General features: G+C 47.7%; 13 protein-coding genes and 1 pseudogene. 1 reads left to right on the forward strand and 13 read right to left on the reverse strand.

The window, feature by feature from the left end; genetic code table 11:
• Position 1: 1 nt before the first annotated feature.
• The 11 genes and pseudogenes from DFP94_RS26415 to DFP94_RS12360 all read right to left on the reverse strand — a co-directional run bounded on the left by DFP94_RS26415 (position 2) and on the right by DFP94_RS12360 (position 10,604).
• Positions 2 to 665 (reverse strand): annotated as a pseudogene (locus tag DFP94_RS26415) (IS5 family transposase).
• Positions 666 to 1,189: 524 nt separating this feature from the next.
• Positions 1,190 to 1,372: a hypothetical protein gene (locus tag DFP94_RS25290; protein ID WP_147273854.1), complete on the reverse strand. Its 183-nt coding sequence runs from the start codon at positions 1,370 to 1,372 to the stop codon at positions 1,190 to 1,192.
• A gap of 5 nt (positions 1,373 to 1,377) precedes the next feature.
• Positions 1,378 to 2,016 (reverse strand): NADPH-dependent FMN reductase family protein, encoded by a 639-nt coding sequence (locus DFP94_RS12320; protein ID WP_114496760.1) that lies wholly within the window; start codon positions 2,014 to 2,016, stop codon positions 1,378 to 1,380.
• Complete coding sequence (locus tag DFP94_RS12325) at positions 2,013 to 2,516, reverse strand: flavodoxin family protein (RefSeq protein ID WP_114496761.1); 504 nt, start codon at positions 2,514 to 2,516, stop codon at positions 2,013 to 2,015. Before DFP94_RS12325 ends, DFP94_RS12320 begins: the two co-directional genes overlap by 4 nt.
• Positions 2,513 to 3,097 (reverse strand): TetR/AcrR family transcriptional regulator, encoded by a 585-nt coding sequence (locus tag DFP94_RS12330; protein ID WP_114496762.1) that lies wholly within the window; start codon positions 3,095 to 3,097, stop codon positions 2,513 to 2,515. The genes DFP94_RS12325 and DFP94_RS12330 overlap by 4 nt, the downstream gene beginning before the upstream one ends.
• A 117-nt stretch (positions 3,098 to 3,214) precedes the next feature.
• Positions 3,215 to 4,099, reverse strand: a complete 885-nt coding sequence (locus tag DFP94_RS12335; RefSeq protein ID WP_114496763.1) for a polyamine aminopropyltransferase — start codon at positions 4,097 to 4,099, stop codon at positions 3,215 to 3,217.
• Positions 4,100 to 4,163: 64 nt separating this feature from the next.
• Positions 4,164 to 4,400, reverse strand: a complete 237-nt coding sequence (locus tag DFP94_RS12340) for a nitroreductase family protein (protein ID WP_147273855.1) — start codon at positions 4,398 to 4,400, stop codon at positions 4,164 to 4,166.
• A gap of 195 nt (positions 4,401 to 4,595) precedes the next feature.
• The gene (locus DFP94_RS12345; RefSeq protein ID WP_114496765.1) at positions 4,596 to 5,474 is read right to left on the reverse strand and encodes an alpha/beta fold hydrolase; all 879 of its coding nucleotides are present in this window, start codon (positions 5,472 to 5,474) and stop codon (positions 4,596 to 4,598) included.
• A gap of 5 nt (positions 5,475 to 5,479) precedes the next feature.
• The gene (locus DFP94_RS12350; RefSeq protein ID WP_114496766.1) at positions 5,480 to 6,109 is read right to left on the reverse strand and encodes a TetR/AcrR family transcriptional regulator; all 630 of its coding nucleotides are present in this window, start codon (positions 6,107 to 6,109) and stop codon (positions 5,480 to 5,482) included.
• A 193-nt stretch (positions 6,110 to 6,302) separates the two neighbouring features.
• Positions 6,303 to 9,899, reverse strand: coding sequence for an ABC transporter permease (locus DFP94_RS12355; protein ID WP_114496767.1), 3,597 nt, complete (start codon positions 9,897 to 9,899; stop codon positions 6,303 to 6,305).
• Positions 9,900 to 9,902: 3 nt separating this feature from the next.
• Positions 9,903 to 10,604: an ABC transporter ATP-binding protein gene (locus DFP94_RS12360; RefSeq protein ID WP_114496768.1), complete on the reverse strand. Its 702-nt coding sequence runs from the start codon at positions 10,602 to 10,604 to the stop codon at positions 9,903 to 9,905.
• A gap of 176 nt (positions 10,605 to 10,780) precedes the next feature.
• On the opposite strand from DFP94_RS12360, the gene DFP94_RS12365 reads away from it, so the two are divergent.
• On the forward strand, positions 10,781 to 11,344 hold the full coding sequence (locus DFP94_RS12365; protein WP_114496769.1) for a TetR/AcrR family transcriptional regulator: 564 nt from the start codon (positions 10,781 to 10,783) through the stop codon (positions 11,342 to 11,344).
• Positions 11,345 to 11,457: 113 nt separating this feature from the next.
• Here DFP94_RS12365 and DFP94_RS12370 read toward each other — a convergent pair whose 3' ends face one another.
• The gene (locus DFP94_RS12370; protein ID WP_114496770.1) at positions 11,458 to 12,435 is read right to left on the reverse strand and encodes an aldo/keto reductase; all 978 of its coding nucleotides are present in this window, start codon (positions 12,433 to 12,435) and stop codon (positions 11,458 to 11,460) included.
• Positions 12,436 to 12,452: 17 nt separating this feature from the next.
• Positions 12,453 to 13,922, reverse strand: coding sequence for a sucrose phosphorylase (gene gtfA / locus DFP94_RS12375; protein WP_114496771.1), 1,470 nt, complete (start codon positions 13,920 to 13,922; stop codon positions 12,453 to 12,455).
• Positions 13,923 to 13,929: the final 7 nt, after the last annotated feature.

Here is a 13,929-nt window from a genome sequence, read left to right on the forward strand (position 1 = left end):
TTTAAGCAAGCCACACCATAATCGAAGCTAATGCCAAAAAAGCCATAAAGGTGCGGGCCAATTTGTCATAGCGAGTCGCCAATCGGCGGTAATGCTTTACTTTGTTGAATAAGCATTCGATCAGATGACGTTCTTTGTAGATTTCTTTGTCCCGTTCTCTTTGTTCCCGACGATTTTTTTCACTTGTAATAACCGAAGTTGCGGACTGCTCCTTCAAAAGGTGAAGAATCTGATGGGTGTCATAAGCTCGGTCAGCACAAAACACAGCGGGTTGCCCAAAGCATCGACAACGGCGTGGATTTTGGTCGTTAAGCCTCCTCGTGATCGGCCAATAGCTTGCTGAAGGCCCCCCTTTTGCGCCCGCCCCATGTTGATGGACACGCACAATCGTTACATCAATCATGATGCTTTCAAAGTCGGGTTCAATCGAGACATGCTTTAAAATCCGGTCCCCAATGCCGGCGATTTCCCAGCGGCGAAACCGGCTGTAGACAGTGGCCAGGAACCGTAGTATTCCGGTAAATCTCGCCAGGGTGCACCTGTTCTCGCCACCCACAGCATAGCAGGTTCAGCATCTGACGATGGTCTTTCGAGGGTCTCCCTCCTTGCGGTTTTCGTTCCGGCGGCAGCAGGTCCTTGATCTTTTCCCATTGGTCATCACAGATTTAGTATCGTCTCATCATACTTACTATTTACCCATTTTTTACAGAATCATAGTTTGCGTACACGCCTTAGCGAATTGTGAGGAAGTCTACCTTCTAAGAAAGGTAGAACATTCTTACAATTTGCATATTAATCCTCGCCTTTACAAGAGTGCGACGGTACTGGCCTTGCGGCCGATTTGCAGAGCCTCCAGTTGTTTCAATCCACGCATCCGCGAGGGATGCGACTCCGATTTTCAAAAATAAAAAGCAAAAAATTCGACTAATCAGTGAGTACTTCCTAAAAAAAGCAAAAAAATCATAATATAATATGGATTTCGAATACTCTTTCTAGGAAAAAATAGAATTTTTATGGTGCGAATCTCCTAAGGTTTCAATGTTCACTTTACATTCGCACTATGAACTTGTAGACGATAATCAAGCAATAATATTTATTAGAGTTTAATCGGTATATTTCCTGCTTTTCATTGCAATAAATTTAAAGCAGCAGGTGCTTGTTTAAGTGAACAAACAACGGCATGGATTCGCTACTCGATTTCATATCCGATCGGCAGCCTAAACCCGTATAGTTCGTAACCGAGTTGCGTATACAGGGAAATCGCTTTCCGGTTGGTGCCATGCGTGCCTAAGGTGGCGATGGTTTTGCCGATTAATCGTGGGAGGGATGAGCGAACAAGAAGTAGGGAATGGGGATATTTACATATCCCCACGTTCCTCAAAGCCTTCTGAGGATATCTTTCTTCTTCAGGCCATTCTTTTTTGCTTTGGCATTCCAAAACGTGTGTGTCGCTGCAAATCGCCAGGCGAAGCGCGGGAAATTGGGGCTAATCAGGATGGATTCACCACTTGAGTGAGAGTGGATATGATTTGCGAGTGTTGTCATGGCACTGCCCAAATTTTTAAGCGGACCATGGCCGAGGGGGACTTTTTCGATATATTCCATCATCTCACCGGCTCCTTGCCCGATGGCGTGACCGAAATGAAGACCTGAGCGGAGGCACCAGTTTTTAATGATATCGATAGCTATGTGATTTTGCTTTCCCTCAAAAAATCCGTTATTCACCATAACATAAACGTAAATATCATTTTGGCGTTCGGCTTTCAAATATTCCTCAAGGCCAACAAGCATCCTGAACAAGTGAGACGGGATCCCATCCACATATAGGGGAAATGCCAAAACCAGAGTGTCCATGCGGCAAAGCTCGCTATACTGCTCCGGGGTTAGATCTTTTTTATTAAGGGCATAATGTGCGATTTCATGTTCGTCGGGGATCAGCGTCTCAAGGATTCTAAGGAGAATAGATGAACTATTTTTTCCTAATTTGGGGCTTCCGTTTATCATTGCTATTTTCATACCAAAGCCTCCTTAACCGCTTGTAATTTGTTATGAAAATTCACCTTATAACTCCGAGAGTAGAAATTCACGCTATTCGCCGCAACCAGAGCCTTTGCTGTTTCTTTCTCGGCCTCGGTGATATCGTCGCCATAAAAATGCACGGATAAATCAAAATATTGAGGATACCGTTTTCGATGGTGCGTTTCTCCGTTTTTTACTACAAAATAAGGCAGGATGTAAGAGATGCTTCTGTTCAACACGTTTAGGATGAAGGGGCTGTAGCTTCCGTAGACGCATTTATTGATGATGATCAGTTCATCGCATCTGGCAAGAAGCTCGCCCATATTTTGATATTCGTCCTTTAGAACACACACTCCGGGGGTTTTGATCCAACACCCGAAGCAGCCTGTGCATTTGCGAATGGTGCCATTGTCCGAGATGACCGTTACGTCTTCTTTTTTGTCATCGTACAAAGCAGCGAATTCTTGCGGCGGTAAATCGTGTACTATCATTTTCATGCTTCGCTCTCCCTTACATCTATTAATTTAGTGAAAACTTCAACCCAATCTCCGGAATACCGGACTCCGTTCGTAGTAAACAGCGAAGCGATGCCATGAACCATGGACCAAAGCCCGATTAATTGCCGGGTATCGTTTTTTTCCGGCTGGCCCATCCTGCGGAACATTTGATAGGCCGTTTTTCGGAATAAAGCAAATGGCGGATAATCATCCGGGCTCTCCTTGTCCAAATCAATGGTTAATCCGGAGTGATAAAAAAGAAACGAAAAATACTCAGGATGTTCTATGAAAAATTCAATATAAGCCTGCCCCAGCCGTGAAACGGCTTCTTCGCCGTCTTCCCTTCCTCTTACGGACGCATGCAGTTTCTCCATAAATTGCTCCGTCACATGTTCTCCCATAGCGGAAACCAACTCGTCGATATTCTTAAAATGGCTGTACGGCGCGGCATGGCTTACACTGCATTTGCCCGCGACCTTGCGCAGGGAAAAGCCCTTCAGGCCGTCTTCATTAATAAGTCTGATTCCCGCCTCTATAAGCTGGCTCCGCAGGTTTCCGTGGTGATAAGGCTTCCCCTTCATTCGCAGTAACCCTCCTCCCTCTAATCTTTACACTGTAAAGATTGTAATGGAATATCTTTACACTGTCAAGATTTAGGTAAAATAAAAAAGCCTGAAAGTTCAGGCTTCAAAATACTTTTATAAATAACATAAAATAGACTTCTCTATCCAATACGAAAAAGCGATATCGCGATGATGTTTTTCCACTTCTTTCATTTTTAAGTACAGGTCGATGCCATCGGACACATCATGCCATAAATCCGTAAACACAAAATCGCATTTCTCCGTAGGCATCTGCGTGCGGGCATATTCAAAAGCATCTGCTTGAATAAGCTTGATCTTATGAGCATTTTTAAATTGCGGCAATAGGTATCGGCTGAACAAATTTATAACATCTTCATTGAGTTCCACGACCGTAACGCTTTCGACCTCATCTTTTTCGGAAGCCATATAGGCATAGTAGCCAAGCCCAAGTCCAAATGTAAGCACATTGCCGAACGCTTGATCAACCGCTTCTTTCATCGTTTCTATTTCGTTGGGCGTAATGGTCATCCAGATTCGGCCGTTTTCCAAAATGGCCGGAAACCTGAATTCCGATTCAAAAAATCCGATTTGCGGAATTTGTCGTCCCGCTTCCGTTCGGACGATGTCATCGCAAACAAACCCTTCGAAAGATTTATAATGTTCATACTTTAACTCGCTGTTGCCGATTTTTATCGTGGGGATCTTGATATTCTTGTAATAGGGATTGTCATAATATTCGTTGGCCTCAAGTTTATGAACCATATGGTTAAAATAGTTGTTGAACAAGCCCTTATCCTCGGCACGTTCCACAATATCCAATCCGAAAGCGGCCGTTAATATGGCAGCGAAGGCATATTCGTAAGAGACCCCGCAAGCAACGATCTCTTCGATTTCATCTTTGTTGACGAAGTCGGGGGCATTATTCAAGAAATTGCTCAGTAAGGCAAAGACTTTGCGATTTTCGTTTACTATTTGATCCGATACTTGCTTGCGATCCATATTCTCACCTGTTTCTAAGCGATATCATTCTGCTTTTCATGAATCATCAATAAAACAATACGCTTTAAAAACAGGATCGGCAAGTTGTTTCCCCGTATTCCCCGCCGCAGTCGAATGCATTTCCAAACGATATCTCCCGAATCGTCTTCAACTGTTTTTCTGTCGGCTCTTCATGGGGATATCCGACCGGCAGCAAAAACAGACAGACGATGTCATCCGGTAAATTCAGAATCCGGCTTGCTTCCCTCACGTCCACATATCCCACAAAATAACCCGACAAGCCATGAGACACTACCGTCAAAATCATATGCTCATCGGGGTAAGCGGGCGGGCCTCATGCCGTTCGATGTTCCGATTGCGGGAATATGGGTGTATGAATAAACCCTCAAGAAAGACCGCAAATGGATAGCGATCTTTCTTGGCTTTCATTTGTTTGAAATCCTGTCCATCTGCCCTCCTGCCACGCTTGACCGGGTTCATGCAGACCCTCACAGCATTAACGGGTGAAGTAATCAATGAGGATATCGTTGATTTCATCGGCAATTTCATGATTAATTCCATGCCCCGTATCCTCGAATATGCGCCTGTTCATCTTGTATGTCTGCAGAGCCGCATTTCCTCCAAGGATGGAAAAAGGATCGGCTTCTCCCACCAGATAGAGTGTCTTGCCGCGAATGCTATCGATCTGCTCATCCTCAAAGCCTTTAACTTTATGAAAACGCATGGCCATATTGTTATAGCCCTTTAATAAGTATGTAAAATGCTCCAGAAGCAACGGATTGCCGGTAAAAGCGGAACTGTTTTTCCCGGTAAGCTTGGTTAACAATTTGATCACATTCCGTTTTGTAGGGAACAGGGCTTCCGGCAGGAATATGCGAAGCATTGTTTTCATCGGATTTCCGGCTGTTCCGGCAGGCACGCTTGAGGCCATGGACACGACTTTTCCCACACGCTCCGGTCTGTGGATCGCGTAATATTGGACGAGGTACCCCCCATGCGAAACACCGGCCAGATCGATCCGTTCAAGCCCGAGTCCATCCAATAGGTCGTCGATCCAACACGCGTCGTCAAACTCTTTAGTATAATTCTCATTGGGCACACTCTTTCCGGGCCCGCCCAGCGTATCCACCGCGAACAATCGAAAATGAGGCGCCAGTGCGGCGGCATTGTAAATCCACATCAAGGCGGAATCATCCCCTACGCCATGAAAAAGCATAACTGGAGGTGCATCCTCTTTACCGAACACATTTACATGAGTAACGCCGTAGCGCGTAGGAATCTTGGTTGGCAGAACCTCCGTGCCCCATGCTTCAAGCAAACGGTCATAGGTTCTTAGGATGTTCTCTTCAGCCTTTGGCGTTCTGTAGATTTTCATATATGCTATTCCTCCTTACAAATATGCTGAGCGAAAAAGCGTCTCAATAGTTCAGACAGCTCAATCCGTGCCGCCGTCCTTTCCTCATCCTCAGCCAGGCCGGGGCCTGAAAAATATTTGTGAAATACATACAGAATCATGGATTGATACTCAGCCGCCAGAAGCTCCGGATCGTCTCCTTCCATAAATCCTTTGTCCCGCATCCGGGTAAACACATGCTTATGATGCTCAAGCGGGACGGTAAAGAGAAGTTGCCGATAAATTTCGGCCGCCTTGGAACTTCTTTGCTTTTCTATCGTCAGCATCCGAATCAGTTTATTGATTTTTCCTTCCAGTAAATAGCCCTCCATATAAGCAACCCCGGCAAAAACAAATTTCTCGCACTCGATCCTTGAAGCAGCATCCAGCGCTTGGATAAACTGGACTTTGCGTATCTGCGTCCATTGCTCCGACTGGTCGAACAGGGAATGCAGAATGTCCTCCTTGTTCTTGAAATGATAATAAATGGAGCTTTCCTTGATCCCCACCGCCTTCCCTATATCCCTAATGGAGACGGTGGTATAACCATCTACGCAAAACAGGTCCAAAGCGGCGTCCATAATCCTATTTTTTGTACTTTGTTCAGGTTGTTTCATAGGCCTCCTTATATAGACTAACAGTTGTTAGGTAACTTAAGTCTATCTAACAACTGTTAGATTGTCAAATCTGCGCAAGGACTTGCCGATATAACTGCAAAAGCCTCCATTTGGCTATGGAGGCTTACTTCGACTCTGCTATTTTCAGGACTTGTTCTTGCGAAAGCGATCAGGGTATCTTCTTATATTACGGCTACTCGACACTTTTTAGCGCCTCCACCATGTTGATCCGGTTCAACGTGCGATTGGTCATCCAATTGACAACAACAGCAAAGCAGAACGTAATCGCGGCTGAAATCAGATAGCTGACAAGCTCTACATGCACGGCGAAATACATGGCCGGCATATTAAGCGCGGTGGTGAGGAATCCGCTTAGAATCCGCCCCACCGGCAATCCAATAAGGATACCTATTAAAGTTAGGATCAGCGATTCTTTATTAACGTATTGGTGCACTTCCTTATCATAGAACCCCAACACCTTAATGGTTGCGAGCTCCCGATTGCGTTCCGAGATATTCGTGTTCGAGAGCGTAAACAGCACCACAAAGGCGAGTCCTCCCGCCATGACCGTGATCAGCAATACGACCGCGTTGATCAGATCGAATCCGAAATCCGCCCTCAGCGCGGCCGTGCTGACGGCGGAAAGCACGGAGTCGTTCTCAAGAAGAGTTTCCGCATAAGCGGCCTGATCCGTACCGGCATCCGACAGATGCGCAAGCACGCCGTTCGAAACATACTTGCCAAACAGGGTTTCATACAGCTTCTGCGTCATATATACGGTATTGCCCAGATAATTCTGCACTACATCCGATACGACCGCCTCCTGCTGCACAAGCCCCATATCCTGTAATGACACGGTATTGCCCGGTTTTAGGCCGAGACTTCGCGCCGCGCTCCGCGTTATCAATACGCCTTCGTCATCCGGATCAATTAGCTTTCCGTCCAGATTCTCAATGCTAATATATTCCCTTAAGGCGGCGCCCTCCGGGATCACCATCAACTGCACCTTTTCACCCTTTTCGTTACCATTGATCACCTTCACGCTTTCAATCCGCAGGTTCACGTAATCCTCGATCTGGCTGTCGGCAGACATCTGCCCAGTCAACTCATCGTTAGCATCATCTTCAAAAACGGCCATCAAATCATAATGGTAGATGTTCTCGTACTGCTTTGGCGCCAAGTCCACAATGGAGTCCTTAATCGCAAAACCGCAGAGAATCAGGGCGGTGCAGCCCATGATCCCCCCAATCGTCATGAACAGCCGCTTTTTATACCGGAACAAATTCCGCACGGTCACCTTGTTCAGAAATTTCAGGCGGTTCCAGATCCCGGGGATTCGCTCCAAAAATACGCGGGCCCCTGCTCGCGGCGCCTTGGGACGCATGAGAGCTGCAGGCATTTTTACCAGTTCGCTGCGGCAGGCGAGTATGGTGGCTCCCACGATCCCCGCGATGAACAGCAACACCCCTCCCACGCCATAAAGCAGGTCAAAACGAAGATGAACTTGTGGGAGGCTGTATAGCTCCTCCAAAACAACCGATACAAATTTAGGCATGAAAACAAAGCCGAACAAATCGCCCAAAACGCCGCCGAGCAGGCAAGCCATAAGGGCAAACAGAATATATTTGCGATATACGGCTCCATTTCCAAACCCCAATGCCTTGTAAGTCCCGATCAGTCCGCGTTCTTCCTCCACCATTCGTGTCATCGCGGTAAGGCTCATGAGAATCGCAACAAGCAAAAAGATCACGGGAAAAACCTTTCCCACCGCTTCGATGGAGGACAAGTCGCTGGTAAGACTGGAATAGCTGTCGATCGAAGTCCGGTCCTGAACATACCACTGGGTCATATCCAAGTTGTCCAGCTCTGCGTAAGCATCGGATAGTTTTTGTTCGGCCTCTTCCTTTTTACCGACGTATTCCTGCTCTTGTTCCTTTAACTCCGCTTCGCCTTCAGCCAATTCTTCTTTGCCGTCGGCCATCTCTTTCCTGGCATCCGCGATTTTGTCTTTGGCATCCGCCTCTTCCGCGTTCAACTTCGCCTCGCCTTTGGAGAGTTCGGCCTTTCCGTCAGCCAGTTCGGCTTTGCCGTCTTTAAGCTCCGCTTGTTGGCTGGCTATGGTCCGGCGGGCAGCTTCGATCTGCGTCTCTCCTGCGGAGAGCTTCGCTTCGGCTTTGGCTAACTTCTGCAGACCCGATTCCTTTTGCTCCCTATAGGCGCTCTTCTGATCATCAAGCGCCTGCTGGCCGCCGATCACCTTGCCCATGCCCAGCGCGGCCCGCACACCGGCATCCCCCTGTCCCGGAAGCGCACCTGCAAGAGCAGCGCTCTCGGCCCCGGTTCCCGCCGCGATATCACTTTCATCCGCCCCGGTTGCTGCCAATGAAGCCGCTGAATTCACCAGCGCATTCCATTCCTTGTCGGGCCACAAGTCGCCATAAGAGCTTTTTAACCCCGCAACTTGCGGCTCCAGCTTCATGCGTGCCCCATCCAATTGTCCCTGGGCCTCATCCAACTGCCGTCCGGCTGCGGCGAACCGTGCTTCAGCCTGCTGCCGCTCTTCTGCCAACTGCTGTCTGCCCTCTTTTATCTTTTGGGCATTCGCCTTCAGCTCGGCCTCGCCTTTTCTTAGCCGGGCTTCGCCCTCTGCCAGTTGTTCCTCAGCCTTCGCCAGTTTCTGCTTGGTGCTGTTGATTTTCGAACGGGCCTCGGCAATTTTCTTCGCCGCTTTCTTCTCTTCGTCGGCAAGCGTAACCTCGCCATTCGCCAGTTCCTTTCTGACCTGGGCGATATCGTCCCAGGCGCCCGCAAATTTCTTGTCTGCTTCCGCAAATTTGTCATCCATGGTAGTCTCGGCGTCTTCGAGTTTCGTCCGCGCCTCTTGCAAAACAGAGTCGTAACGAGCTTTCTCCCGCTGTGCTTTGATGCGGCTTTCAATATTACCGATGGCGGACTGGACCGCCCGGTCATATTCATCGGAATAGCTGTCCATCTCCCGTGTTCCATCCAAAACAATATAAGCCGCGGTATAAATATCGCTGCTCACATTCTCGGGAGTTATAAAAAATGTATAGTCCGTGGATGCGGAAGAACGGAATATATTTTCGGCGCCGCTCCCCTGGATATCCATCGGATCCAACACTGCGCCTGTAATGGTATAGCTTGTATTGGCAAGGGTTGGAGCCTTCTTTTCCTCCAGGCCCATCTCGATATCTTGGTCCATATCTAAATCCATATCCGGGTCAAGGCCACCGCTCTCGTCCGGAACGTCTTTAGCGTCAGTTACTTTCGGTGTCTCTTCGGCAGGAACGTCGCTGTCTTCCTCAACCTCTTCTTTTATGGTCAAGGTATCGCCTATGGATTTGCCGCTTTCTTCCAGGTATTTTTGCGTAACGGCGATTTCCCCCGCTTTGCTTGGCAAGGTTCCTTCCAGCAAGAAAGGGGCATTTAACCCCTTCGGGCTCAACACGTTTAATTCCGTGCTCTTGCGGATTCCATCCACATCCGTATGAGCCGTTTCGCTGTACCCGCCTTCCGCAGTCTCGACTCCATCTACCTGCGCCAAGGCTTTCACATCTTCTTCGGTCAGCCCCAGGGTAGACAAGACCCGGATGTCAAACAGCTTTTGTTCGTCATAAAATTTATCCGCGGAGTAATACATATCGAGGCAGGCCGCGTACAGACCTGTCAGCATGCCTACGCCGAGTGCCGTGATCAACATAATGGATAAAAAACGTTTCCAGCCCTTTTGGATAGAGCGCAGGATGTCTTTTTGGTATGCTTTGTTCATGCCTTACCACTCAATCTGCGCAATGGGTACAGGCTGCTCATTTCGGGCAGTCTTTACAACCTTGCCGCTTTTAAAGTGAATGACCTTGTCAGCCATGGGGGCCAAGGCGGAGTTATGCGTAATGAGTAATACGGTGATTTTCTCCCGGCGGCAAGTATCCTGCAGAAGCTGCAAAATCTGCTTCCCGGTATTGTAATCCAGTGCGCCCGTGGGTTCATCGCATAACAGCAGCTTTGGATTTTTCGCAAGGGCACGGGCGATGGATACGCGCTGTTGCTCGCCGCCGGACAGTTGCGCGGGGAAATTGCTCATACGATCTCCAAGTCCTACTTTATCCAGCGTTTCTGCTGCGTTAAGCGAGTTCTCGCAAATTTGTGCGGCCAGCTCCACGTTCTCCAGTGCCGTCAAATTCGGCACCAGATTATAGAACTGGAATACGAAGCCGATATCCGTACGGCGATAGCCCACCAGTTGCTTGTGGTTGTACTTGGAGATGTTTTCACCGTCCACGATGACATCGCCTGAAGATGCGGTATCCATCCCGCCCAATATGTTCAAGGCCGTGGTCTTACCGGCACCGGAAGCCCCCAAAATAACCGCCAGTTCGCCTCTTTCGATCGAGAAGCTCGCATCGTCGAGCGCCCGGATCGCCACACCTTCGGACGCGTATTCTTTTATCACATGATTGAATTCGATATATGCCACCTGATTCTCTCCTTCAAGTGTTTGACTTTTTTCTGTTAAAATAATAGCTTAAAGACAACGTGTTGTTTTTACAACCATCAGATGATTTTGAAACGCTGGTTTCACAACATTTCACCTTCAAAATGTCGATTTTGAATCAAAACGATGGAGCCTGATAGGGAGGGGGGATTGGCATTATGAAAGAAATGAAGCAAGACAGAAAAACGCGATATACCCGGATGGTGCTGCAGGACAGTCTGATCGAACTCATGAAGATAAAGCCGATCAACAAAATTACCATTAAAGAATTGTGCGAAAATGCGGATATCAACCGGACGACCTTTTACGCGCATTATACGGACCCCTACGATCTTCTCCGTAAAATCGAGAATGAAGCCTTATCATGGGCAAAGGAGTCGCTTGCCACCCTCATCAAAACAGGCAGACACGAGGCCTTGCAGGTTTTGGAGGAGGTCTTCCAATACTTCGTCGAGAACAGCAATCACCTTCAAGTCCTGATGAGTGAACAAGGCGATATTCATTTCCAGAGGCAGCTAATTACACTGATCTATCAAGAGTGCGGTATCAACCCCTCTGCCGAACCTAACGGAAATATGGATACGAAGGAATTTTACTTTATCTTCATTGTGACCGGAAGCGTCGGTCTCATACAGCACTGGCTGAAACATGACCTAAACAAATCCGCGAAAGAAATGGCGGAGATTATCTATACCATGGCTTCGCAGTGGTTTCCGGAGTAATTGATCCGCATTCTTCGCGCGGTATAAAATGGGGACGCGAATCGTTCGCGCCCCCTAAGTGCACGAGAAAAAGAAAAACGCTTGGGCTCAATGCCCAAGCGTTCTTTTTAAAATCAAGGCAAGCTTATGCCGCGAGAACTAACGTACAAGGCGTACCATTCATCACGGCTTAAGTTGACGTTTTCCGCGTCAGCACAAGCCTGAATCCGGGAAGGATCCGTTGTGCCGATGATTGGTTGAATCGCGGCGGGATGTTTCATTAGCCAAGCAAGCACAATCGCTTCCCGTGAAGTTTGCTTCTCTTCGGCCAACCGATTCACTAGTAGAGCCGTATTTTTCACATGCTCGCTTGCGTCTTGAAGACTGGCTCCCGAATACAAGCCTTTGGCCAGCGAACCCCAAGCTTGCAGCTGAATGTTTTCCGTCTGGCAATATTCAAGCGTACCCTCCGGGAAAATATTATTTCGCGCCGCATCTTGGTTCACATGGATGCCGGTTTCGAGCCAACCGATTTTGTGGAGGCTCAGCTCCAATTGGTTTACCGCCAGTTTTTCGCTGCAATGATTTTGTAATAAACGAATCTGTCCGGCGCTCATATTAGAAACGCCAAAATAACGGGCTTTTCCGGACGCTTTTAGCTGATGAAAGGCTTCACCCACTTCCCGCGCGTCCATGAGCGCATCCGGGCGATGCAAGAGCAGAACATCCAAGTAGTCAATTCCCAGCCTGGAAAGAATACCGTCCACACTCTCCAAAATATATTCCTTTGAAAAATCGTACCGTGCCGGAATGCCGTTTGCTTCATCCGGAAAGCGAATTCCTAATTTCGACTGAATGATCATCTGTTCTCTTAAGGCCGGTTTTTCCTTTAACACTTGACCAAAGACGGTCTCGGCCTTGCCGAACGCATAAATATCCGCATGATCAAACATATGGATGCCGCTGGCCAAAGCAGTTTCCACTGCTTCCTGCGCCTGTTTTACATGTTCGGATTGGATGGGATCATGGCTCCATCCTCCGCCAAGCCCCATACATCCCAAAATAAGCCGGCTTGCGTTCAAGCCGTGATTATGAATTGGCAATACTGTCATCTCAAGCACATCCCCTGTTATATAATGTATTGTTGAATAGCGCCGTTATCGTCTACATAATCGATGACCGACCGATTCCTGTTAAGGTCTACGAACAAGGTACACCGCATTTTATCTTTCTCCCAAGAAAGCCGTACTTCATCTGCGTCGGAGTCCAAAACCTGGAACCCCCCGTTAAACGCCTCATACTCATTGCGGAACCGGATCAGCTTCAGCAGTCTTTGTACCGCTGTTTTTTCCAAAGATTGTTCGATTTCCCCAAGGCTAAAATTATGGCGGTTAACTTCTCGCCCTTCGCCTGATTTTTCCACACTTTCAAGATCGTTTTCCCCGGCCAATAGCCCGACATAATAAACCTGGGGCACGCCAGGCGTAAAGAATTGCAAGGCCCGAGCCGCTAAATAGGCATCATCATCGCAATTTAGTACCGAATAAAATGAACACCTGATTTGATGAACGTCAAAACCATCCTCGGCTTTGTGCTCATCCGATAAAATCAGACTAAGGTTCGCTCCTCTTTCCAGGCAAGTATCAACTAATTGTCTAGCTTCTTTGGTGTCGATCAGATCATCCAAATCCGGCTTAACCGGAACGCCGTCATGGCAATCCAGCATCGTAAACTGTTTGTGCGGTCGTGTCTTCAGGTACTGCTTCAGAGATTCGCCCGACTTATTAATAAGCGTCTCCAATATGCGATACGGTAATATAAAATCGTAAATCCAATAACCGTGCTCCGCCAGTTTATACTGGATCTCGTAATGAGCATGCACTTCAGGCAGTAATTCAATGTCCACGGAGTCTGCAAGTTCCTTGATCCAATCGAGGAATTCATAGATTTCCGGCTCCACGAAAAAACAGCTCGTCCCCATCTTTTTTATGACATAACCGACAGCGTCGAGACGCACAATTTTCACGCCATGTTGTTTAAAATGCATAAAAAAATCGGTAAACAACTGCTTGACTTTAGGAGAGTTCACATCCAAATCGATTTGCTCGGAAGGATCGGCTTTTCCGAAGGTCGTCCACACCCCTTCTTCTTCTCCGGTCCCTTTGATAGAGAACGTCGAATAAGGCTTCGCTCTTCGCAAAAACATTTGTTCAATATGTTCTTGTACCGGCTTTCCGTCTTCCCAAATCTTATCCAGCGTTATAAATAAATCGGCGTACTCGGATCCGCGGCCTTTGTTGAGAAAATCCTGAAAATACACTGACTGCCGGGATATATGATTCACCATCAAATCAACCAATACGTCGAAGTTTTCGCCAATCGCCTTCATATCATCCCAGGTACCGAAGTTCGGATCGATTTCCAGATACGTCAGCGGAGCAAACCCCCGGTCTCCCGAAGAAGGGAACGGCGGGAGGATATGAACCCCACCCTTGAAGACATCAGAAAAATGCATGGAAAGAACGCGATGAAGACTTCGTAGATCACCTCCCAACGAATCCGGATACGTGATCAGTTGGACTTGATTTTTGACTGCCACATTCATT

The organism is Fontibacillus phaseoli, assembly GCF_003337355.1.
Taxonomy (GTDB): Bacteria; Bacillota; Bacilli; order Paenibacillales; family Paenibacillaceae; genus Fontibacillus; species Fontibacillus phaseoli.

Bases quoted from the DNA above. Each gene is read 5' to 3' on its own strand.
- DFP94_RS12320 (WP_114496760.1), bottom strand. From the start codon at position 2,016: ATGAAAATAGCAATGATAAACGGAAGCCCCAAATTAGGAAAAAATAGT.
- DFP94_RS12325 (WP_114496761.1), bottom strand. From the start codon at position 2,516: ATGAAAATGATAGTACACGATTTACCGCCGCAAGAATTCGCTGCTTTG.
- DFP94_RS12330 (WP_114496762.1), bottom strand. From the start codon at position 3,097: ATGAAGGGGAAGCCTTATCACCACGGAAACCTGCGGAGCCAGCTTATA.
- DFP94_RS12335 (WP_114496763.1), bottom strand. From the start codon at position 4,099: ATGGATCGCAAGCAAGTATCGGATCAAATAGTAAACGAAAATCGCAAA.
- DFP94_RS12345 (WP_114496765.1), bottom strand. From the start codon at position 5,474: ATGAAAATCTACAGAACGCCAAAGGCTGAAGAGAACATCCTAAGAACC.
- DFP94_RS12350 (WP_114496766.1), bottom strand. From the start codon at position 6,109: ATGAAACAACCTGAACAAAGTACAAAAAATAGGATTATGGACGCCGCT.
- DFP94_RS12355 (WP_114496767.1), bottom strand. From the start codon at position 9,899: ATGAACAAAGCATACCAAAAAGACATCCTGCGCTCTATCCAAAAGGGC.
- DFP94_RS12365 (WP_114496769.1), top strand. From the start codon at position 10,781: ATGAAAGAAATGAAGCAAGACAGAAAAACGCGATATACCCGGATGGTG.
- DFP94_RS12370 (WP_114496770.1), bottom strand. From the start codon at position 12,435: ATGACAGTATTGCCAATTCATAATCACGGCTTGAACGCAAGCCGGCTT.